The sequence below is a fragment of the Streptomyces sp. SID4985 genome, from assembly GCF_009863025.1.
Taxonomy (GTDB): Bacteria; Actinomycetota; Actinomycetes; order Streptomycetales; family Streptomycetaceae; genus Streptomyces.
On the sequence record NZ_WWIR01000424.1, the window covers coordinates 1 to 22,455 of the forward strand.

At 72.3% G+C, this 22,455-nt stretch carries 15 protein-coding genes and 1 pseudogene; 10 read left to right on the forward strand and 6 right to left on the reverse strand.

Features of this window, described 5'->3' with window-relative positions:
* Nucleotides 1–369: pseudogene (locus GTW40_RS18515) on the forward strand (TIGR04222 domain-containing membrane protein); the annotation flags it as partial.
* A 165-nt stretch (nucleotides 370–534) separates the two neighbouring features.
* Complete coding sequence (locus GTW40_RS18520) at nucleotides 535–2,214, forward strand: alpha/beta hydrolase (RefSeq protein WP_161181311.1); 1,680 nt, start codon at nucleotides 535–537, stop codon at nucleotides 2,212–2,214.
* Here GTW40_RS18520 and hemQ read toward each other — a convergent pair.
* Nucleotides 2,211–2,942: a hydrogen peroxide-dependent heme synthase gene (hemQ, locus tag GTW40_RS18525; RefSeq protein WP_161181312.1), complete on the reverse strand. Its 732-nt coding sequence runs from the start codon at nucleotides 2,940–2,942 to the stop codon at nucleotides 2,211–2,213. The two genes, GTW40_RS18520 and hemQ, sit on opposite strands and share 4 nt — an antisense overlap.
* Before the next feature lie 5 nt (nucleotides 2,943–2,947).
* The gene (gene hemG / locus GTW40_RS18530; RefSeq protein ID WP_161181313.1) at nucleotides 2,948–4,393 is read right to left on the reverse strand and encodes a protoporphyrinogen oxidase; all 1,446 of its coding nucleotides are present in this window, start codon (nucleotides 4,391–4,393) and stop codon (nucleotides 2,948–2,950) included.
* A gap of 303 nt (nucleotides 4,394–4,696) precedes the next feature.
* On the opposite strand from hemG, the gene GTW40_RS18535 reads away from it, so the two are divergent.
* The 3 genes from GTW40_RS18535 to GTW40_RS18545 all read left to right on the forward strand — a co-directional run bounded on the left by GTW40_RS18535 (nucleotide 4,697) and on the right by GTW40_RS18545 (nucleotide 7,997).
* Nucleotides 4,697–5,668, forward strand: a complete 972-nt coding sequence (locus GTW40_RS18535; protein ID WP_161181314.1) for a DUF4349 domain-containing protein — start codon at nucleotides 4,697–4,699, stop codon at nucleotides 5,666–5,668.
* 37 nt (nucleotides 5,669–5,705) lie between these two features.
* Nucleotides 5,706–7,106 carry an FAD-dependent oxidoreductase gene (locus GTW40_RS18540; protein WP_161181315.1) on the forward strand — a complete coding sequence of 467 codons (1,401 nt, stop codon included), beginning with the start codon at nucleotides 5,706–5,708 and terminating at the stop codon, nucleotides 7,104–7,106.
* A gap of 63 nt (nucleotides 7,107–7,169) precedes the next feature.
* Nucleotides 7,170–7,997, forward strand: a complete 828-nt coding sequence (locus GTW40_RS18545) for a rhomboid family intramembrane serine protease (protein ID WP_161181316.1) — start codon at nucleotides 7,170–7,172, stop codon at nucleotides 7,995–7,997.
* A 4-nt stretch (nucleotides 7,998–8,001) separates the two neighbouring features.
* Here GTW40_RS18545 and hemE read toward each other — a convergent pair whose 3' ends face one another.
* Nucleotides 8,002–9,069 carry a uroporphyrinogen decarboxylase gene (hemE, locus tag GTW40_RS18550; RefSeq protein WP_161181317.1) on the reverse strand — a complete coding sequence of 356 codons (1,068 nt, stop codon included), beginning with the start codon at nucleotides 9,067–9,069 and terminating at the stop codon, nucleotides 8,002–8,004.
* Between the two features lie 97 nt (nucleotides 9,070–9,166).
* On the opposite strand from hemE, the gene GTW40_RS18555 reads away from it, so the two are divergent.
* From GTW40_RS18555 to GTW40_RS18575, 5 genes are all read left to right on the forward strand, one after another.
* The gene (locus GTW40_RS18555; RefSeq protein WP_161181318.1) at nucleotides 9,167–9,844 is read left to right on the forward strand and encodes a DUF3000 domain-containing protein; all 678 of its coding nucleotides are present in this window, start codon (nucleotides 9,167–9,169) and stop codon (nucleotides 9,842–9,844) included.
* A 353-nt stretch (nucleotides 9,845–10,197) separates the two neighbouring features.
* Nucleotides 10,198–10,860, forward strand: a complete 663-nt coding sequence (locus GTW40_RS18560; protein WP_129305965.1) for a response regulator transcription factor — start codon at nucleotides 10,198–10,200, stop codon at nucleotides 10,858–10,860.
* 226 nt (nucleotides 10,861–11,086) lie between these two features.
* On the forward strand, nucleotides 11,087–12,394 hold the full coding sequence (locus GTW40_RS18565; protein WP_161181319.1) for a ribonuclease D: 1,308 nt from the start codon (nucleotides 11,087–11,089) through the stop codon (nucleotides 12,392–12,394).
* Between the two features lie 208 nt (nucleotides 12,395–12,602).
* Entirely contained in the window at nucleotides 12,603–13,820 is a 1,218-nt protein-coding gene (locus GTW40_RS18570; protein ID WP_161181320.1) for an acetyl-CoA C-acyltransferase, read from the forward strand.
* Nucleotides 13,817–15,946 carry a 3-hydroxyacyl-CoA dehydrogenase NAD-binding domain-containing protein gene (locus GTW40_RS18575; RefSeq protein ID WP_161181321.1) on the forward strand — a complete coding sequence of 710 codons (2,130 nt, stop codon included), beginning with the start codon at nucleotides 13,817–13,819 and terminating at the stop codon, nucleotides 15,944–15,946. The genes GTW40_RS18570 and GTW40_RS18575 overlap by 4 nt, the downstream gene beginning before the upstream one ends.
* Nucleotides 15,947–16,009: 63 nt before the next feature.
* Here the strand turns inward: GTW40_RS18575 and GTW40_RS18580 are convergent, their stop codons facing one another.
* From GTW40_RS18580 to GTW40_RS18590, 3 genes are all read right to left on the reverse strand, one after another.
* Complete coding sequence (locus GTW40_RS18580; RefSeq protein WP_161181322.1) at nucleotides 16,010–17,398, reverse strand: GDSL-type esterase/lipase family protein; 1,389 nt, start codon at nucleotides 17,396–17,398, stop codon at nucleotides 16,010–16,012.
* A 172-nt stretch (nucleotides 17,399–17,570) separates the two neighbouring features.
* Nucleotides 17,571–19,541 carry a PIG-L family deacetylase gene (locus GTW40_RS18585; RefSeq protein WP_161181323.1) on the reverse strand — a complete coding sequence of 657 codons (1,971 nt, stop codon included), beginning with the start codon at nucleotides 19,539–19,541 and terminating at the stop codon, nucleotides 17,571–17,573.
* Between the two features lie 35 nt (nucleotides 19,542–19,576).
* On the reverse strand, nucleotides 19,577–22,447 hold the full coding sequence (locus tag GTW40_RS18590) for a stealth conserved region 3 domain-containing protein (protein ID WP_161181324.1): 2,871 nt from the start codon (nucleotides 22,445–22,447) through the stop codon (nucleotides 19,577–19,579).
* Between the last annotated feature and the right edge of the window lie 8 nt (nucleotides 22,448–22,455).

Here is a 22,455-nt window from a genome sequence, read left to right on the forward strand (position 1 = left end):
GCCGCCGCCCCGGCCGTGCTCGTCCTGGCCGCGACCGCCCTGCTGCTGCCCTCCGACACCGAACTGTCATCCCTGATGGTCGGCCTGTGGTTCCTGCTGCCCCTGCTGCTGATACTGGGCTTCCTGGTCATCGCCCACTTCGAACTGCGCCCGTACACGCGCTGGGCCTCCCCGGCCGGACAGCTACTGCTCGGCACGCTGACGGCACGCCGGGACCGGGACGATGACGACGACTTCGGCGACGGCGCGGACCGGGACGGCAACGAGTCGGGCTTCCTCACCTCCCTCGCCACGCGCGGCATCCGCGCCCTGACCGAGCCGGAGCTGCGCGCCGCCTTCAACCACCGCGACCAGCCCTGGCGGGAGTGACCGCGCGAGCCCGAAGGCGGCGGCTCCGGGGGCGCACAGGGAGCACTGGCACCGACACCACCTGAACGGTGCTTGCCTTCACCGACCACCGTCCGAAACATCCCTCCTGTCGCCGCCGAGCCGCTGCAGCCGCGCCGTGGCCGCCGCGCACCGGAGGGATACACGATGAGAGCTGCCGCCCTGTACTCGGCCGCCGGGTCCTTGCTGCTGGCCGGGCTGGCCACGCCTCCGGCGGGCGGCACCCCCGGCGCCCGTGCCGGGTCCGCCGCCTCCCCCACCTCGGCCGCCTCGACCACCTCCCCCGCCTCCGCCGAGTCGCGCGGAGTCGCCGTCGCCGCCGCCCGCGCCAAGGCCGCCGGTATCCGCTTCGGCGCCTGCCCCGCCGAGCAGGAGGCGCCCGACGGAATGCGCTGCGGCACGGTCAGCGTCCCGCTGGACTACGCGCACCCCGACGGCAAGCACCTCACCCTCGCGGTGAGCCGTATGCCCGCCACCCACCGCGACCCGAGGAACAGCAAGCGCCGCGTCCCCCGGCAGGGCGCCCTCGTCTACAACCCGGGCGGCCCCGGCGCCTCCGGCCTCGCCTTCCCGGTGATCGGCGTCGTCCCCGAGTGGAAGCGGATCGCCGCCGCCTACGACCTGGTCGGCTACGCCCCACGCGGGGTGGCCCCCTCGGCCCCGCTGTCCTGCGTGAAGCCCGAGCAGTTCTACAAGGCGCCGAGCCCGGCCCCCGTCCACCCCTCCGCGGCGTACAAGCGGGAGCGGATCGCGCGGGCGAAGGCGTACGCACGCGGCTGCGCGCAGCGCTCGGGCAAGGGGCTGCGCTTCTTCAACTCCCTCAACAACGCACGGGACTTGGACGTCCTGCGCGCCGCCCTCGGCGAGCCGAGGCTGACCTTCATGGGCGCGTCGTACGGCACCTACCTCGGCGCCCTCTACGCCACCCTGTTCCCCGCGCACGTACGGCGCATGGTGCTGGACTCGGCGGTGAACCCCGCCCCGGCGAAGGTCTGGTACCGCGCCAACCTCGACCAGTCGGCCGCGTTCGAGCGCCGCTGGACCGACTTCCGCGCCTGGGTCGCCCGGCACGACGACGTGTACGGCCTCGGCGGCACGGCGGCGGCCGTCCAGCGCGCGTACGACGCCGCGAGCGCGAAGCTGGCCGCCTCACCGGCGGGCGGCACGGTCGGTCCCGGTCAGCTGCAGAACACGTTCCTGATGGCCGGGTACTACGACGACTACTGGCCGAGCCGGGCCGAGGCGCTCTCCGCCTATCTCAAGGGCGACGCGAAACCGCTGGTCCGGCTGGCCGCACCGAGCCCGGAGACGGCGAAGGAGGCGGAGAACGGCAGCGCGGTGTACTCGGCCGTCGAGTGCAACGACGCCCCCTGGCCGGCGGACTTCGCGGTCTGGGACCGCGACAACACCCGGCTCGCCCGCGTGGCCCCCTTCGAGACCTGGGACAACGTCTGGGCGAACCTGCCGTGCGCCTACTGGCCGGTGCCCCGTCAGCGGCCGCTGGACGTACGGACCTCCCGGGGCGCGACCCCGCCGGTGCTGATCCTCGCCGCCGAGCGGGACGCGGCGGCGCCGTACGCTGGGGCGCTGGAGATGGCGCGGCGGCTGGCCGGGTCCACGCTGGTGACCGAGCGGGGCGCGGGCACGCACGGGGTCGGGCTCGGCCCCAACAGGTGCGTCAACGCCCACGTGGACGCGTACCTCCTGGAGGGCCGTCTGCCGGGCGGGCGCGCCGCGTGCGCCCCGCGCCCGGAGCCGCGCCCCGCCGAACCGGCCGGACGCGGCACCACCGGGGACCGGCGTGACGCCCTCAGGGGCAAGGGCTAGGCGAGCCCGGCGACGAGGTCCGCGACCGACTTGCGGCGCCCGGTGTAGAAGGGCACCTCCTCGCGGACGTGCCGGCGGGCCTCGGAGCCGCGCAGGTGGCGCATGAGGTCGACGATGCGGTACAGCTCGTCGGCCTCGAAGGCGAGCATCCACTCGTAGTCGCCCAGCGAGAAGGAGGCGACCGTGTTGGCGCGTACGTCCGGGAAGCCGCGGGCCATCTTGCCGTGGTCGGCGAGCATGCGGCGGCGGTCCTCGTCGGGCAGCAGGTACCAGTCGTAGGAGCGCACGAAGGGGTAGACGCTCACGTAGTTGCGGGGCGTCTCGTCGGCGAGGAACGCCGGGATGTGCGAGCGGTTGAACTCCGCCGGGCGGTGCAGCGCCATGTTGGACCACACCGGCTCCAGGGCACGGCCCAGCCTGGTGCGGCGGAAGAGGTTGTACGCCTCCTGGAGCTGGTCGGCGGTCTCGGAGTGCCACCAGATCATCAGGTCGGCGTCCGCGCGCAGGCCGGAGACGTCGTAGGTGCCGCGGACGGTCACGTCCTTCGCGGCGAGCTGGTCGAACAGCTCCTGGACCTCGTCGGCCCAGCCCGCGCGGTCCTCCGGCAGGACGTCCTTCAGCTTGAAGACGGACCACAGGGTGTAACGGATGACCTCGTTGAGGTCCTTGGCCAGCTTGCCCTTGTTCGGGATGCGGGTCGGCTCGTTGGTGGGGGCGTCGTCACTCATGGTCCCTATTCTCCCGCTCCGCCGTGCAGGCTCTGCACCGGGTTGGCGGTCAGCTCGCGCACACCGGCGAGGTCGCCGCCCAGCTGGTCGACGGCCGCGTACGCGCTCGCGATGCACGCCGGGATGCCGACACCGTCGTACTGCGCGCCGCACACGGCGAGTCCGGGCAGCTTGGCGACGTGCTCGCGGATACGGGCCACGCGCGCGTGGTGGCCGACGGGGTACTGGGGCAGTCCGTCGGTCCAGCGGGTGACATGACTGTCGACGGGCGTGGCGTCCACTCCGGTGGCCGCGCGCAGGTCGTGCCGGGCGGTGTCGGTCAGCTCGGCGTCGTCCCGCTGGAGGACCTCGGTCTCGCGGTGGCGGCCGACCGAGGCGCGCACCACGACCAGTTCCGGGTCCTGCTCCCCGATCCAGCCCCACTTCTGGGAGGCGAAGGTGGCGGCCTTGATGGTGTGCCCGTCGACGGGCGGCACGAGGAAGCCGCTGCCCTCGGGGAGGGCGACGTCCGCGCGGCGGTAGGCGAGGCTGATCAACGCCATGGAGGCGTACTCGACGGCGGCCAGCTCGGCGGCCGCCCCCGGGGCCTCGGCGCCCAGCAGCGCGGCGGCGGCCGGTGCGGGTACGGCGACGACCACCGCGTCGGCGCGCAGCACCCGGTCCCCGGCGGTCACGCGCCAGCCGGTGCCGTCCCGGCGCAGTTCGCGCGCCGGGGTGCCGGTCAGGATCTCGCCGCCGCCCGCCCGTACGGCGTCCGCGACGGCGAGCGGGAGCGTGCCGACGCCGCCCTCGATGCCGACGAACACGGGTCCGGTCTGCGGGGCCTCGGCGGCCCTGGCCTGGAGGGCGCGGACGGCCTCGGTGAGGGAGTCGTGGGTGCGGGCGGCCTGGTAGAGCTGCGGGACGGCCGACCGCAGGGACAGTCGGTACGCGTCGCCCGCGTACACCCCGCCGAGCAGCGGCTCGATCATCCGGTCGACGACCTCCCGGCCGAGCCGCGCGGCCACGTACTCGCCCACGGCCACGTCGTCCCCGACCTCGGTGCGCGGCAGTTCGGCGTCCCGCCCGATCCGCGCCAGCCCCTCCTCGGAGAGGATTCCGGCGAGCACGTCGGCGGTGCCGGGCACGCCCATGACGTGGCCCTTGGGCATCGGGCGCAGGCTGTTCCGGGTCCACAGGGACGCGCTCGCGGTGGCGGGCGTGACGAGCCGTTCCCCGAGCCCCACCTCCCGGGCCAGCTCCACGGCCTCGGGGCGCCGGGCGAGCATCGACTCGGCCCCGAGATCCATCCGGACCCCGGCGATCTCCCCGGGCAGCAGCTTGCCGCCCACCCGCTCGCCCGCCTCCAGCACCGTCACCCGGGCCCCGCGCCGCACCAGCCGGTGCGCGGCCGCCAGCCCGGCGACCCCGGCCCCGATGACAACAACCCGGCCCTCACCCGTTCCGCTCATGCCCCCACTCTCTCAAAACCGGCCCCCCACCCGGTCCCGGGCCACCCTTCCCCACCCGGGCGCCCACCGGCCCTTGCGGGCTCCGGATCAGTCGGTGCCGCCGATGGTGCCGCGGGCCGCCAGCCGGAAGTCCCTGACCGCCCGATAGGGCTCACGCTCCCGTTCGGCGGCGGGATCGGGGCGTGGCGACGCCGGTGCCCTCGCGTGTCCGGACCGTGACCGCATCGGGATGTGGATCGTCCAACGTTCGGGAGTGCCCCGGCGTCCAAGGGATGTCGGTTCCGTACTCATCGGGGGTAGCCCATGCGTGCACCACGTTCGTCCTCGTCCGTCCGGGCCCTGGCGGGGGCCCTGCTCGTCGCTTCGCTCGCGCTCTCCGGATGCAGTGCGGCGGGAGGGGGCTCCGCCGATTCCGGGAAGTCCATGGCGGACGCCCCGGCCCGGCAGACCGGCGCGGCGGGCGCGGGCGCGGGCTCGTCCGACGCCAAGTCCGGGGAGCGGAGCGTGCCCCGGATCACGCCGAACTCGATCGTCCGTACCGCCTCCCTGACCGTCCAGGTCAAGGACGTGCCCAAGGCGCTGGCCGAGGCGCGCACGACCGCCGAGGACGCGGGCGGGTACGTCGGGGACGAGGACACCACCCGGGACGAGCGCGGGAACGAGCGCACCCGGGTCGTACTGCGCGTGCCGACCGCGAAGTACGACGAGGTGATGACCGGTCTCCAGGGCACCGGCAAGCTGCTGGAGCGCACCGCGAAGGCCGAGGACGTCACCGACCAGGTGGTGGACGTGGAGAGCCGGATCAAGTCGCAGCGGGCGAGCGTGGCCCGGGTGCGGGAGCTGATGGACCGGGCGGGCACGCTGAGCGACATCGTCTCCCTGGAGGGCGAGCTGAGCAGCCGCGAGGCCGCCCTGGAGTCGCTGCTCGCACAGCAGGCGTCCCTGAAGGACCGTACGAGTCTCGCGACCATCACCCTGTCGCTGACCGCGACGCCGGTGCACGTGGCCGTCAAGGAGAAGGACGACGAACCCGGCTTCCTCGACGCCCTCTCCGACGGCTGGAGCGCCTTCCTCGCGACCCTGCGCTGGGTCACCGTCGTGGTGGGCGCCGTGCTGCCGTTCGCCGCGTTCGCCGGTGTCGTCGCGTTCCTGTGGCTGCGGTTCGTACGGCCCCGGCTGCGCGAGCGGCAGGCCGAGGTGGCGCCGCTCCCCGTGGGCTCCCTGCCCGCCTCCCGCCCCGTCTCCGAGTCCGGTGAGCCGCACTCGGGGAGCTGACCGGGCGTGCGCCCACCCCGCCCCGTAGCGTGTCCGCATGAGCGAGCGTGACGAGCGGGGCGGGGCGCGGCGGCTGGTCGTGATCGGCGGTGACGCGGCAGGAATGTCGGCCGCGTCGCAGGCGCGGCGGCTGCGCATGCCGGAGGAACTGGAGATCGTGGCCTTCGAGCGCGGCCACTTCACCTCCTACTCGGCGTGCGGCATCCCGTACTGGGTGGGCGGCACGGTCACCGAGCGGAACAGGCTGATCGCCCGCACCGCCGAGGAGCACCGCGCCCGCGACATCGACCTCAGGCTGCGCACCGAGGTCACGGAGATCGACGTACCCGGCCGCCGGGTCCGCGCGCACGACCTGGACTCGGGCGAGACGTACTGGACCTCGTACGCCAAGCTCGTCATCGCCACCGGCGCCCGCCCGGTCCGCCCGGACCTGCCCGGCATCGACGCCGACGGGGTGCACGGGGTGCAGACCCTGGACGACGGGCAGGCGCTGATCGACTCGTTGAGCCGCGCACGGGGACGGCGTGCCGTGGTCGTCGGGGCGGGCTACATCGGCGTGGAGATGGCGGAGGCGCTGATCCTGCGGGGCTTCGAGGTGACCGTGGTGGACCGGGGCGAGGAGCCGATGTCCACGCTCGATCCCGACATGGGGCGCCTGGTGCGCAAGGCGATGACGGGCCTCGGCATCACCATGGTCAGCGGCGCCGAGGTCACCGAGGTACGCACCGATGACGCCAACAGGGTTTGCGCGGTGGCCACTTCGGACGCGGAGTACCCCGCCGACGTCGTCGTCCTCGGCATCGGCGTCCGCCCCGAGACCACGCTCGCGCGCGCCGCCGGACTCCCCCTCGGGGCACGCGGCGGTCTGCTCACCGACCTGGCGATGCGCGTGCGCGGCCACGAGGACATCTGGGCGGGCGGCGACTGCGTCGAGGTGCTGAACCTGGTCTCGGGCCAGGAGCAGTACCTCCCGCTCGGCACCCACGCCAACAAGCACGGCCAGGTCATCGGCACGAACGTGGGCGGCGGTTACGCCACCTTCCCGGGCGTCGTCGGCACGGCGGTCAGCAAGGTCTGCGACCTGGAGATCGCCCGCACCGGCCTGCGCGAACGGGACGCCCGCCGGGCCGGCCTCCAGTACGAGTCGGTCGTCATCGAGTCCACCAGCCGGGCGGGTTACTACCCCGGCGCCGCCCCCATGACGGTCAAGATGCTCGCCGAACGCGACACCGGCCGCCTGCTCGGCGTCCAGATCGTCGGCGGCGAGGGCGCGGGCAAACGCGTCGACATCGCGGCCGTGGCGCTGACCGCGCGGATGACGGTGGAACAGATGACAGCCCTCGACCTCGGCTACGCCCCACCGTTCTCCCCGGTCTGGGACCCGGTACTGGGGGCGGCGCGCAAGGCGGTGGCGCGGGTGCGTGAAGGGCGGCGGTGATCCCGCGCGGGGGCGCGCCGGGCGGCACCGGTTCGGGGGCGCGATCGCGGGCAGAAGTCCTGTGTGGTCATACCCGTCCATGACGTCAATCCGGTGCGCCGCACCCCCGTGGTGACGTACGCCCTCATCGCCGCCAACGTCCTCGTCTTCCTGCTGACGCCCGGCGCAGCCGGTGCCGTGGCCGGGGAATCGCATCTGGCCCAGCTCTGCCATCTCCATGCCTTCATGGACCACTACGCGGCCGTACCACGGGAGTTGATCCACCATCAACTGCCGCAGCTGGTGCCGACGGGCGCGACGGGCATGGGGCCGAACGGCCCGGGGTGCGTGGTGGGGGTGCCGTCCTACGACAAGTCGCCGGCCCTGTCGGTCCTCACGTCGATGTTCCTGCACGGCGGCTGGCTGCATCTGCTGGGGAACATGCTGTTCCTGCTGATCTTCGGCAACAACGTCGAGGACCGCATGGGCCACGTGCGCTATCTGCTCTTCTACGTGGTGTGCGGCTACGCGGCGGGGTACGGCTTCGCGCTGCTCAACGCCTCCTCCACCGACCCGCTGATCGGTGCCTCGGGGGCCATCGCGGGGGTGCTGGGCGCGTATCTGGTGCTGTATCCGAAGGCCAGGGTGTGGGTGCTGGTGCCGTTCCTGGTCTTTCTGCCGTTGCGGCTGCCCGCCTGGGTGGTGCTGGGCTTCTGGTTCGGGCTCCAGGCCGTGTACTCGTCAGGACAGGGCGTGGAGGCCGGGTCCGGGACCGTGGCCTACGCGGCGCACGTCGTCGGCTTCGTGACGGGAATGCTGCTGGCCTGGCCGCTCAAGGCGGGCACCCCGCCCCCGCCGGAGCCGGGCCGCCTGCTGTTCGGCAGGCGGGCGCGGCACCGTCAGGCGTGGTGAGCGGTCAGCGGGCGCTCGCCCGGTGGACGTAGTCCACGAGGTGGCTCAGCGCGTCCGGGTCGGTGCTGGGCATGACGCCGTGGCCGAGGTTGAAGACGTGGCCCTCCAGACCGGCGGCCGCGTCGAGCACCTCCTGCGCCTTGGTCTCGGTGACCTTCCGCCCGGCGAACAGGACGGTCGGGTCGAGGTTGCCCTGGAGCGCCTTGCCGGGGCCGACACGGCGCACGGCCTCGTCCAGCGGGACGCGCCAGTCCACGCCGACCACGTCGGCGCCCGCCTCGCCCATGAGCTTGAGCAGCTCACCGGTGCCGACGCCGAAGTGGATGCGCGGGACGCCGTAGCCCGCGACGGACTCGAAGACCTTCGCGGAGGCGGGCAGCACCGAGGCGCGGTAGTCGGCGGGGGCCAGCGCGCCCGCCCAGGAGTCGAAGAGCTGGACCGCCGAGACACCGGCCTCGATCTGGACCTTGAGGAACGCGGAGGTGATCTCCGCGAGGCGGTCGAGCAGGTCGGCCCACAGCTCGGGGTCGCCGTACATCATCGCCTTGGCGTTCTCGTACGTGCGCGAGGGGCCGCCCTCGACCAGGTAGCTCGCGAGGGTGAAGGGGGCGCCCGCGAAGCCGATCAGCGGGGTGCGGCCCAGCTCACCCGTGAGCATGCCGATGGCCTCGGTGACGTACGGCACGTCGTCGGGGGTGAGGTCGCGCAGCCGGGCGAGGTCGGCGCGGGTGCGCACCGGCTCGGCGACGACCGGGCCGACGCCGGGCTTGATGTCGAGGTCGATGCCGATGGCCTTGAGCGGGACGACGATGTCGCTGTAGAAGATCGCCGCGTCCACGTCGTGCCTGCGCACCGGCTGGAGCGTGATCTCGGTGACGAGCTCGGGCCGCATGCAGGACTCGAGCATGGGAATGCCCTCGCGCACCTTGCGGTACTCCGGCAGGGAGCGCCCCGCCTGCCGCATGAACCAGACGGGGGTGTGCGGCACGGGCTCGCGCCGGCACGCCCGGAGAAAGGCACTGTCGTACGTCGCTGCGGGCTGCCCGCCGGTGGGGATCGCGTTGGCACTCACCCCGCAAGTCTCGCACGGCCCGAGCGAGGGAAGTGCCCCAGCCCTCTGTGGGTGTCTTGCCCTGCGGAAAGGTCCGGTTCCCCTTACTCTTCCCCGCATGGCTGCGGCTCAGGGACGACCGTCGGACGGCGGCGGCGCACAGGACGACGCGAAGGACACCGATCGGATGGAGGGCCCGGGGGGCATCGCGGTACCGCAGGCATTCCGGAGCGCGGTCGACGCGCTGCGCACCGCGCGGCTGCGGCCGCAGGTGGAGGTGGAGCCGACGCCCGCGCCGCAGCGGCTCGCGCCGTTCGCGCACGCGCTGGAGGCGGTGGTGGCCGACGGCGAGCAGGAGCTGGCGGACGGCCGGCTGGTGCTGCTGCACGACCCGGCGGGCCACGACGCCTGGCACGGGACGTTCCGCCTGGTGACGCTGGTGCGCGCGGAGCTGGAGGCCGAGATGGCGGCCGATCCGCTGCTGCCGGAGGTGTGCTGGTCGTGGCTGACCGGCGCGCTCCAGGCGCGCGGACTCACCTACGGCGAGCCGAGCGGCACCGTGACCCGCGCGAGTTCGCACTACTTCGGCGGCCTCTCCGAGCGCCCGGCCGCCTCGCAGATCGAGATCCGCGCCTCCTGGACCCCGCGCGAGGGCCTGGGCGGGGTGCCGGACACCGCCGCGCACCTGGCGGCCTGGTGCGATCTGCTGGCCCAGGTCGGCGGACTGCCCCCGGCGGGTCCCGGCGACGCCTCGGTGGTGACCCTGCCGCAGCGCCGGGGACCGCAGTCCCGCTGACGCACCACCCGGTACGGCCTGACGCACCACCCGGCACACCGCCGCACCGCCCACCGAACACACGATCCGATCAGCGCCCCGCCACCACGGCGGGGCGCTGCTTTGTGATCACTTCCCCGACCATCTCTTTGTCGATACGGCCACTTTCCGCACTCGAATGGCACCACCCCGAACCGATTCGCTCTTCGGATGATCGACCACGTGTCCGAATTGGACGGATTGTTACTCACTAGATCGTGATCATTCTCTAAAGGCGGACGGGTTTACTGCCGAAGACGACTGTGACCTTGAAAGCACGGTTCCTCCCGGCTGTCTCCCCACCAGCCGGCCCCGTCCCCCACCCAGGAGGCCTGGTGTCCGTTCTCCTCGAGCAGCCCGCAAGCCTGGTCGCCTACCGCCCGAACAAGCCGACCGCCATGGTGGTCGTGGCCGATCCACGCGTGCGTTCCACCGTCACCCGCCATCTGTGGGCCCTCGGTGTACGCGATGTCATCGAAGCCTCGTCCGTCGCGGAGGCTCGTCCCCGCATCGGCAACCCCCGCGACATCTGCGTCGCCGACGTCCACCTGCCCGACGGATCCGGACTGACCCTGCTGTCCGAGACCCGCGCCGCCGGCTGGCCCAACGGGCTGGCCCTGTCCGCCGCCGACGACATCGGCGCCGTCCGCAACGCCCTGGCCGGTGGGGTCAAGGGCTACGTCGTCACCGGCACCCGCACCAACATCGGGCTCCCCACCCGACCGGGCGCCGCCCCCATCGGTTCCGCCGCCGCCCGTATGCACCGCCGCCCCCCGGGTGCCCCGAGCCACCCGGGTGGCTACCGCGAACTGTCCGGCCGCGAGGTCGAGGTCCTGCGCCTCGTCGCGGAGGGCCAGTCGAACAAGGCGATCGGCGTCTCCATGGGCCTGTCCGCCCTCACCGTGAAGAGCCACCTGGCCCGCATCGCGCGCAAGCTCGGCACGGGCGACCGCGCCGGCATGGTCGCGGTGGCCCTGCGCACCGGCATCATCCACTGACACCCACCCCTGCCCCGTACGGCCCTCCCCCCACACCCTGACCTCGCACGTCACCGGCCCCACCGGCCTCCCCTTCCCGGCGCCCGTCGGCGGAACGTTCCGCCGACGGGCGCCGGCGCGTGCGCGGGTCCGGGAAGCGCGCCGGGTCGGCCGGATTTGACCGGTCCGCACGCCGCCCGGCCGAACGCGCAGGCCAGCGGCGCGGCCATACGGATACTCTGGGCATGTGACCGACGCCCAAGACACCGCAGCAGACAGTTCCCTGCGCATCACCGGAGGCACCCCTCCGGACGACGCCGGATCTTCTGCGACGGGGGCGTCCGCCCTGGCCGGGGCCCCGATCCCGCTCCTGGAGCCGCGTGAGGGCATCCCGCCGGTGATCGCCGACGCGGCCGGGCTCGCCGAGGTCGTCGCCGCGTTCGCCGCCGGTTCCGGACCGGTCGCCGTCGACGCCGAGCGCGCCTCCGGCTACCGCTACGGCCAGCGCGCCTACCTGGTGCAGCTGCGCCGCCAGGGCGCGGGCACCGCGCTGATCGACCCGGTCGGCTGCCCCGACCTGTCCTCCCTCGGCGACGCGCTGTCCGGCACCGAGTGGGTGCTGCACGCCGCCACCCAGGACCTGCCCTGTCTGCGCGAGATAGGCATGCTGCCCACCCGGCTCTTCGACACCGAGCTGGCCGGGCGGCTCGCCGGGTTCCCCCGGGTCGGCCTCGGCGCCATGGTCGAGAACGTGCTCGGCTTCGTCCTGGAGAAGGGCCACTCCGCCGTCGACTGGTCCACCCGCCCGCTGCCCGAGCCCTGGCTGCGCTACGCCGCCCTCGACGTGGAACTCCTGGTGGACCTGCGGGACGCCCTGGAGAAGGAACTGGACCGGCAGGGCAAGCTGGAGTGGGCTCTGGAGGAGTTCGCCGCGATCGCGGCCGCGCCGCCCGCCGAGCCGCGCAAGGACCCCTGGCGGCGTACGTCCGGGATGCACAAGGTACGCAGGCGGCGCCAGCTCGGCGTCGTCCGTGAGCTGTGGGAGACCCGGGACCGGATCGCCCAGCGACGGGACGTTTCGCCGGGCAAGGTGCTGAGCGACGCGGCGATCGTGGAGGCGGCGCTGGCGGTGCCGTCCAACGTCCACGCGCTCGCCGCGCTGAACGGGTTCGGGCACCGGATGGGACGGCGTCAGCTGGAGCAGTGGCAGGCGGCCGTCGACCGGGTGAAGGCGCTGGCCGAGTCCGAACTCCCGCAGCCGGGGCAGCAGATGACGGGCCCGCCGCCGCCGCGCGCCTGGGCCGACAAGGACCCCGCGGCGGCTGCCCGCCTTTCCGCCGCCCGCGCGGGGGTCACCGCGTTGGCCGAGCAGCTCGACATGCCCCAGGAGAATCTGATCTCTCCGGACACGGTGCGGCGTCTGTGCTGGGAGCCGCCTGTTGTCGTCAGCGGGGAGTCCGTTTCGGCGGTGCTGCGGGGATTCGGCGCGCGGGAGTGGCAGATCGCGCAGGTGACGCCGGTGTTGGTGGCGGCGCTGTCGACCGACGGCGCGTAGTCGCCATAACGGGTTGCGCGGGTATGGCGGGTGCGGCCCGGCTGTGGTTGCTCGCGCAGTTCCCCGCGCCCCTAAAAAGACAAAACCTCCATCGCGGTGGCTGTGTGACGTTCACCGCTAGCCGGGGCTGGACTGTGCAGCTACGTTACTCATAAGTAGCATGGGCTTAAGCAAGCGCTCAGCGTCCCGCATCTGGAGGAGAGCCATCGTGCCTCGTACCGTCAGGGACGTCGTCTTCGTCGACGGCGTCCGTACCCCGTTCGGCAAGGCGGGCCCGAAGGGCATCTACCACGAGACCCGCGCGGACGACCTGGTCGTGAAGGCGATCCGGGAGCTGCTGCGCCGCAACCCCGGTCTGGACCCGCAGAAGATCGACGAGGTCGCCATCGCCGCGACCACCCAGATCGGCGACCAGGGCCTGACCCTGGGCCGGACCGCGGGCATCCTCGCCGGTCTGCCGCAGTCGGTCCCCGGCTACTCCATCGACCGCATGTGCGCGGGCGCCCTGACCGCCGTGACCGCCGTCTCCGGCTCGGTCGCCTTCGGCGCGTACGACGTGGCGATCGCGGGCGGCGTCGAGCACATGGGCCGTCACCCCATGGGCGAGGGCGTGGACCCCAACCCCCGCTTCGTGAGCGAGAAGCTGGTCGACGAGTCCGCCCTGTTCATGGGCATGACCGCCGAGAACCTGCACGACCGCTACCCGACGATCACCAAGCAGCGCGCCGACGAGTACGCGGTGCGCTCGCAGGAGAAGGCCGCCAAGGCGTACGCCGACGGCAAGATCCAGCAGGACCTGGTGCCGATCTCGGTCCGCCGCACCAACGAAGAGGCGGGCGAGACCGGTTGGGGTCTGGTCACGGCCGACGAGCCGATGCGCCCGGGCACCACGCTGGAGAACCTGGCGGGCCTGAAGACGCCGTTCCGTGTGCACGGCCGGGTCACCGCGGGCAACGCGGCCGGTCTGAACGACGGCGCCACCGCCTCGATCATCGCGAGCGAGGAGTTCGCCCGCGAGCACGGCCTGCCGGTCAAGATGCGCCTGGTGTCGTACGCCTTCGCGGGCGTCGAGCCCGCGGTCATGGGCTACGGCCCGATCCCGGCGACCGAGAAGGCGCTGGCCAAGGCGGGGCTTTCGATCTCCGACATCGGCCTGTTCGAGATCAACGAGGCCTTCGCCGTCCAGGTGCTGGCCTTCCTGGAGCACTACGGCATCGCGGACGACGACAGCCGCGTCAACCAGTACGGCGGCGCCATCGCCTTCGGCCACCCGCTGGCCTCCTCCGGCGTCCGTCTGATGACGCAGCTGGCCCGCCAGTTCGAGGAGCACCCCGAGGTCCGCTACGGCCTGACGACCATGTGCGTCGGCTTCGGCATGGGCGCGACGGTCATCTGGGAGAACCCGAACTTCGAGGGGGACAAGTGAGCACCACCACCGAGCTGCTGAAGGGTGCGGCCGAGCTGTTCCCCGGCGAGGTCGTCACCCAGGCCCACGTACGGCACTTCGAACTGCCCTTCAACGCGGGCAAGTTCGCGCTGATCACGCTGGACAACGGCTTCGACCACACCAAGCCGACCACCTTCGGTCCGGCGTCGCTGGCGAACCTGAACGCCGCCATCGACCAGGTCGAGAAGGAGGCCGCGGCCGGTGAGATCGTCGGCGTCGGCATCACCGGCAAGCCGTTCATCTTCGCGGTCGGCGCCGACCTCAAGGGCGTCGAGCTGCTGAAGCGGCACGAGGACGCGCTCGCCATCGGCAAGGGCGGCCACGCGGTCTTCAAGCGCCTGTCCGGCCTGGCGGTGCCGACCTTCGCGTACTACAACGGCGCGGCCATGGGCGGCGGCGTCGAGGTCGGTCTGCACTGCACCTACCGGACCGTCTCCAAGTCGGTCCCGGCGTTCTCGCTGCCCGAGGTCTTCCTCGGTCTGGTCCCCGGCTGGGGCGGCTGCGCCCTGCTGCCGAACCTGATCGGCGCCGACAAGGCCGTCTCGGTCATCATCGAGAACAGCCTCAACCAGAACCGTCAGCTCAAGGGCAGGCAGGTCTTCGAACTCGGCATCGCGGACGCGCTGTTCGAAGGCGCGGACTTCCTGGAGCAGTCGCTGCTGTGGACCGCCCGGGTCCTCAAGGGCGACCTCACCGTCGAGCGCCCGGAGATCGACCGGGGCGAGGCGTGGGACCAGGCCGTCGCCAGGGGCCGTTTCATCGCGGACTCCAAGGTGCACGGCGCCGCCCCGGCCGCCTACCGCGCTCTCGACATCATCGAGGGTGCCAAGGACGGGGACCTGCAGAAGGGCTTCGACGCCGAGGACCTGGCGCTCGCCGACCTCATCATGGGCGGCGAACTGCGCGCGGGCATCTACTCGTTCAACCTGGTGCAGAAGCGCGGCAAGCGTCCGGCCGGTGCGCCGGACAAGGCGCTGGCCCGTCCGGTCACCAAGGTCGGTGTCGTCGGCGCCGGTCTGATGGCCTCCCAGCTCGCGCTGCTGTTCCTGCGCCGCCTTGAGGTGCCGGTCGTGCTGACCGACATCGACCAGGAGCGCGTCGACAAGGGTGTGGGCTACGTCCACGCCGAGATCGACAAGCTGCTCGGCAAGGGCCGTATCCACCAGGACAAGGCCAACCGCCTCAAGGCGCTGGTGACCGGTGTCCTGGACAAGGCCGAGGGCTTCGCGGACGCGGACTTCATCATCGAGGCCGTGTTCGAGGAGATGGGCGTCAAGCAGAAGGTGTTCGCGGAGGTCGAGGCGGTCGCCCCGGCGCACGCGATCCTCGCCACCAACACCTCCTCGCTGTCGGTGTCGGAGATGGCGTCGAAGCTGAAGCACCCCGAGCGGGTCGTCGGCTTCCACTTCTTCAACCCGGTCGCGATCCTGCCGCTCCTGGAGATCGTGCGCGGCGAGCAGACGGACGACGCCTCGCTCGCGACCGCGTTCGCGGTGGCCAAGAAGCTGAAGAAGACCGCGGTGCTGGTGAAGGACGCCCCGGCGTTCGTCGTCAACCGCATCCTGACCCGCTTCATGGGCGAGATCCAGAACGTCATCGACGAGGGCACCCCGGTCGCCGTCGCCGAGAAGGCCGTCGAGCCGCTCGGCCTGCCGATGTCCCCGCTGGTGCTCCTGGAGCTGGTCGGTCCCGCGATCGGTCTGCACGTCTCGGAGACCCTCAACCGGGCCCACCCCGAGCGCTTCACGGTCTCCCCGAACCTCAAGGCGGTCGTCGAGGCGGGCAAGCGCGGCTTCTACGTCTACGACTCCGGCAAGCCGGAGCTGGACCCCGAGGTCGCCGCGCTGCTCAAGCAGGGCGACACCGTCCTGACCGAGGAGCAGGTCCGCGCCCGCGTCCTGGACGCGGTGGCCGAGGAGATCGGCCTCATGCTGGCCGAGGGCGTGGTCGCCGAGGCGCAGGACATCGACCTCTGCCTGATCACCGGCGCCGGCTGGCCCTTCCACCTGGGCGGCATCACGCCGTACCTGGACCGTGAGGGTGTCTCCGAGCGGGTGAACGGCAAGCGGTTCCTGGAGCCGGGCACGGCGTCGGTTCCGGCGTAACGGCCGTACGGCACACGTGAAGAGGGCCTCCGCTGCGGCGGGGGCCCTCTTCCGTGCGGCGGTTCACCAGACGGGCATGGCCGGATAGTGCTCGCAGGTACCGGAACAGGGTTCACGCGAGGACAGTGACGAGTGCAGCCAGCTGTCCTCGGGGATGCCGTGCACGCGCAGGGTCAGCGGGGTGGGGGCGGAGTGGATGGCGCTGAACACCGACACGAACTCGACCGCGTACGTGCCCGGCCGCCAGTCGTGGGCGTGGGTGACGCGCCAGGTTCCGTCCTCCTGGACGGGGGCCTCGGCGATGAGCCGGCCCTGTTCGAGGACCATCACCTTGTGCACGCCGCGCGACGCGGTACCGGAGAAGCGGGGGCGGGGACCGCACCAGGCGTCCGGCCGCGGCTCCACGACCTGCGGAGGGTCGAGGCGGTCGAGAACCTCGAAGTCCACCGCGGAGGTCGTGGAGACCTCGTTGCCCGAGACTCCGAGCACCTCGACCGTGTGCGGCCCGGCGGGCCAGTTGACGACGCGGCGCCACTGCCAGGTGCCCGAGGCGGAGACGGCGGTCCCCCCGAGGTAGCGGCCCGCTTCGTAGAAGAGGACGTAACCGGTCCCGGCCGGTGCCTTGCCGGTCAGCTTGCGGGAGGCGCCGACGATCTGTCCGGACGCGGGCGAGTCGAAGACGGGCGCGGCGGGGAGGCTCGGCGCGATGGTGAGGGCCAGCTCCGGCCGGTTCACGGTGAACTCGGTGAGCACCGGGGGAACCATGCCCGGCTCCAGCCGCTGCGGGTCGATCATGCCCTGGGGCAGTCCGGGAGTGTGGGCGAGGCACTCGGCCAGCCGCCGGGCCACTTCACGGGCTCCCATGTCGTTGTAGTGGGTGGAGTCGATGATGCCGTCGGGGTGGTTCGGGTGCTCGCCCGGGTCCAGCCACCGGAAGATCCGACGCGCGCGCCGGGGCCCCAGTTGCGTGAGCAGATTCGCGGTGAAGGCGTTCATGTCGACCAGCACGGCACCTGTCTCCGCCGCCGCCTTGCGGGTGAGCTCGGGGTAGGCGTCGTTGGTGTCCACCACGTTGCCGGCCTCGTCGAAGGCACAGCGAGCCGTCGCGGTGACCAGCACCGGGACGGCTCCCTCGCCCCGGATGGCCTCCACGTACAGGCGCATGTACTCCATGTACTCGCGCGGCCCGTGGTGCCGGTTGAGCTGGTTGATGCGCTGCTCGACGCTTCCGAAGGCGATGAGTACCAGGTCTCCGGGGCCGACGAGGCTGAGGAGTGCGGTCAGCCGCTCGGTGAAGTAGCCGCGCAGGGTCATGGCGTCGCGGGCGTAGTTGCGCACCTCGTAGCCCTCGCCGAGGAACTCGCCGAGGTACTGCCCCCAGCCGGCGAGCGGTGCCTCCTCCTCGGACCGCGGGGCGGCGACCGAGTTTCCGATGATGCAGATCTTCCTCATGTGTTCCTCATGTCTTCCTGATGTCTCCAGCAGCCGCCTCTGCCAGGCCGGTTCACGCGGCCCAGGAGGCCGCCGACGGCTCTGGACCGTCGGCGGCCGCTGCCGTACGCACCTCGCTCACCCCGGGTCCACCCCGATCCGGCATCACGCGGCAGTCCCGTGCACGTCCCGGTCAGCCGACGATCGTCCAGTCGTCGAACTCGGGTGCTCCGGGTTCCGTCTGGCGGGCGGTGGCCAGACGGGCGTCGGCGCCGATCACCGCGATCACTGCTCGGCCCTGCGCGTCGAACGCGGCCGCGGGGGCGCCGACGAAGGCGCCGCCCAGCGCCTCCGTGGACAGTTCCCGCCAGGGCTGGTCACCGGGCAGGAAGCGGTGGGCGACGCCGCCGAGGTCACTGCGGCACGCCACGAGCGTGCCCGTCTGCTCGGACGGTCCCGCGGCGAGCGCCACGGCGCCGTAGCCGCCCCGGCCTCCCACCGACTTCGCGGGCTCCGCCCAGTTGCCCCCCGGGGCGTCCTCCTGGGCGACGAGCACGTTCCCCGTGTCCGGCTCCCGGTAGGCGGTCATGACCCGGCCGCTGGGCTGCAGCACGGCCGTCACCGGACCGGCGGACGGCGCGAGCCGGAAGCGCGGGGCACGGACGAGCGGTTCGCTCAGGGACCGGTGTCCCCAGCGGAAGACGGCCTCGCGACTGGCACCGAACACGTCGACCTGGCCGCTGGCCGCGGTGACCGCCGTGAGCCCTTCCTGCAGCTCGTGCCCCCGCAGGTCGGTCCAGCCGCTCCAGGTGCCGTCGGGCATCCCGACGCGGGTGTGCAGTCCCTGACCGGCGTTGCGCACGAAGAGGTGCACCCGGCCCGCGCCGTCCCGGACGGCGACGGGCGTACCGAGGTGCCGGTCGCGGTGCGGTGCCCCGGCGGAGGGGTTGCCGAGGCTGGTCCAGGTGCCGAACCCGCCACCGGGCTCGGTCTGTTCGAGCAGCACGATCTCCCGCGTGTGCGCGTCGTCCGCCGCCAGGCGGGACAGCCGCTCGGCGAAGATCTGCCAGCGCCCGTCGGGCGTGAGGCAGACCGCGAGGCCGGGGGCGAGCGGTCCGCCGCCGAGGAGGAAGGGACCCCGCCACTGGCCGGTGCCGGGCTGCGTCTCCAGCCACACCGCGGCCTGCTGGTTGACCACGGCGAAGGCGGTGAGCCGCCCGGACCGGTCGGCCTGGAGCCAGTTGGTGCCGCCGGGATACCGCGGGTTCGTGCTCTGCACCCACCCGGTCATCCGGGAGGCCAGCCCGACGGAGTAGTCCCCGCTGCCCGCCGGGTCACCGCAGTCGTAGCCGTCGGCCGCCGCGTAGAGGTTGAGGAACAGCTCCTTCTGCGCGACGGCCCGGATGCCGAGGTTGTGCGGCCAGCGCTCGTTGTAGTACCCGCGGAAGGCCTCCACCGTGAACGTCCGCCCCTCGGCGGGCCCCTGGTAGCGGTTCAGGGCGAGCCAGGTGAACAGGGCGGCCGCGGTGTGGTCGCAGTGGTCGGACAGATCGCGGTAGTCGTGGCGCTGCGGGAACCGCTCGTTGTGCACGAGGCGGTCGGGGTCCGGGTCCAGGCTGCGGATCACGGTGGGACGGACGATGTCCATGATCTGGACGAGGGTCTGGACCAGTCCGGTCCGGGTGTACCAGTGCTGCTCCTGGACCAGCCCGTCGCTCAGCACCAGCGTGGGAACCCGCTCGGTCTCCTCGCGCCACAGCACGTGCAGGCTCCTCGGGAGGCCCTCCGGGGTCCCGTGCTGCCGGATGTTGAGGAAGATCAGGGTCACCCAGGGCGCGCCGTTCAGCGAGAAGACCTCCGCCACCGGGCCCTCCGCCGTGGTCAGGGTCATCGCCTTCCACGGCGCGGTGCGGTCGCCCAGCGTCATCGCCGCGTAGGCGGCCTTGATCCCGTTCTGCCGGGCCTTGCCGTAGGCCGCCCGGTCCTCGATCACCGGATCCGACTGCCAGGGCCGGGGGTTGCGCCCGTCGGAGTCCCCGCTCGTGAGGTAGACGGTCGTGGTGCGGGTGCCGTTCTTCAGCCCCTGCAGGATGGCGGGGTTCACGAAGAACAGGTCGTCGTCCGGATGCGCCATGACCTGCAGTGTCGACGCGGGGGTGTTCACGTTGTCGCTCCTCCCGGTGACGGGACTCGGGGTGTTCACATCGGCCAGCCGGGCAGATAGCCGAGCCGGGCGCGCTCGTTGCGCGTCGATCCGGTCTCGAACTGACTCGGCACCGGGAAGTAGCTGGGCAGGAACGCGGCGAGGATCGCGTCCTGTTCGTCCGCGGTGATGTCGCCGTCGTGGTAGTCGTTCAGGCAGAACACGTCGTGCGGCCGCACCGCGAGGAGGCGGCTGAGCCGGGGCTTGTGCTCGGTCAGGCCGACGTTGACGAAGCCGCAGGAGATGCTGCCGGGCACGCTGCGCAGCGTGTGGTACGCGTAGTAGTGGTGCAGGGACGAGGGGATCGAGATGTCGTCGTGACTGCGCAGCTGGTGGGTGGCGGTCGCCGCCGACTCCTCGTGGTAGCGCTCCGCGATGTCCTCGAGGACACTGCGCCGCAGCGGGTACGGCGCGTGCAGGAAGCCGTTGACCAGGGTCTGGCCGAAGTCCCGCTCGATCAGCTCCCTGTTGTTCTTGGCACCCGCGATGTTGAACTCGTCCTCCTCCGAGACCGGGGCCATCGGTATGGAGGTCGGTGACATGAAGTGCTTGGCCTGGCCGTTGCCGAGGAAGAACAGGTCGGGTCGCACGGTGCGCCCGATGAACATGTCGTCGTTGAAGTACAGGACGTGCTCGGCCAGCCCCTCGATGTGGTGCAACTGGCTCTCGATGGCATGGGAGTTGTACGTCGGCAGCGTGCCCCGGTCGCCGAAGATCTCCGTGTGGTCCACGACGCGGACCCGCGGGTGGTCGACGTCGAGCCAGTGGGGGACCTGCCGGTCGGTGACGATGTAGATGTTGCGGATCCAGGGGGCGTACATGTCGATGGACCGCAGGGAGTAGCGCAGTTCGTCACGGTCCCGGAACCGGGCGGCGCTCGTCGCCGAGTCCTCCGTGTCCAGGCCGAGCGCCGCGAGGACGGCGCTCTTGCGCTCCAGCCAGTCCACGTCGCCCCCGTTGACCCAGGTGTAGACGGCGTCGATGGGGAAGGTGATGTCTCCGTGCAGCGTCCGGGTGAACGGCTCGATGCTCGGGTAGGCGCGGCCCGCGAGGGAAAGTGCTCTGCGGCGCAGGGCCTTTCCCGGCACCCGGTCGCCGATGAGCGTCCGGGTGGGGCTCCGCAGCCAGGTCGGGTCCTCGGGGTCGGTCTCCCAGAACGAGATGGTGCAGCCGTACACGGCGCCGAGGCGCAGCGTGCGCGAGGGAGAGACCAGGTTCTGGTGGACGCGGACGCCGGAGACGGCCGGAGACACGTACGGGGCGACCAGTCCGGCGAGGACGGTGGCGGTCGTCTTCTGCCCCTCGTTGAGGACGCTTGCGTACACGGCCTCCCCGGCATGGGTGCTCGCCAGCGCCTTGAACACGGCCTCCCGGTACCCGGCATGCACGGCGACGGTGTGCCGGATCATCTGGTCGCGTACGACGAGGTGGGGGATGTCGGCGGCTTCGAGGGCGTTCACCGCCAGGGCGAGATTGTTCTGGACGACGTCCCAGGGCGACTCCCAGTCCAGCAGCCTGCACACCTGGCCGCCGTCCTTGACCAGGTCGTCCCGCTTGAGCAGCCGCTCCTCCGCGGTCTGTTGCTCGTCCGAGCGCACCATGGTGGCGGGCGTGGGGGCCGCGGACGGCAGGATTCCGTCGGGACCGCTGCGGTGGGCGTGCACGGCCTGGCGCTCGGCCTTGACGGCGGCACGTCGGCCGCTGTCCCGTTCGGCGACGAGCTCGTGGAAGATGCGCTCCCACTGGGCGGTGACCGTGGCGGGCGCGAAGCGGTCCACCGAGTCCAGGGCCGCGGCGCCCATGCGCAGCCGCAGTTCGGTGTCCTCGATGAGCAGCATCAGGGCGGAGGCGAGGGCGTCGGTGTCGCCGGGCGGGACGAGGAGGCCGGTCTGCCCCTCGATCACGACCTCGCGCGGGCCGTTGGGCGAGTCGTAGGAGACGACCGGCACACCGGCCGCGTGCGCCTCGGCGAGCACCAGGCCGAACGCCTCGCTGCGCGAGGTCAGGGTGGCGATGCTGGCCTTGGCCCACTCCTCCGCGAGATGGCGGGAGTTGCTGTTCAGCTGGACGCAGTCGTGCAGTCCGAGCATGTCGATCTGGCGGCGCAGGGCACCGCTGAGCGGTCCGTCGCCGAAGATCCTGAGCTGCCAGTCGGGATGGTGCCGGGCGACCGTCGCCCAGGCCGTGATGGCATGGTCGATCTGTTTCTCGGCGACCAGCCGGCCGGCGATCACCACCGTGCGGGTGCGCAGCGTCGAGCGCGGCCGGAAGCCACTGGGCAGGGCGTTGGGTACGACCTCCAGGCGCGGCGCGGCGTCGCCCAGGGTCTCGGCGAACCATTCGAGGGTGCGCTCGCTGAGCACGGCCAGGGCGTCGAGCTGGGCCGCGTAACGGCGCAGGGGCTCCCCGGTGGGGCCGCGCAGCTCCGACACCCGGTGTTCCTGATGGACGGTGACGACGTGCGCGGGGGCGTAGCGGACGGCCAGCGCCATCAGCGCCGGAGTGGTGCTGATGAGGATGTCGGTGTCGGTGTCCTGGAGGGCGAGGCCCAGTTCGAGGTCCGACAGCCGGCTGAACACCGGCTCCCAGGGGCGCTCGACCACCTGGCTCGGCTGGGCCGCGAGACCGGCCCACACCGAGTCCTCGACCGGGGTGTCGCGCAGCGGCCGGGGAGGCGTGGAGGTCAGGTCGACCAGATAGTCGACGCGGACCCTGGTGTCCGGGGTGAAGAACTGCTCGGGTCTGCTCTTGAAGACGCTGAGCACACGCACGTCGTGGCGCGCCGCGAGCTCGGACGCCTGGTTGAACACCGCGCGTTCGGTACCACCGACGGCGTCGGCCGTGGTCAGCAGGAACGTGATCTTCATCTGTCGGT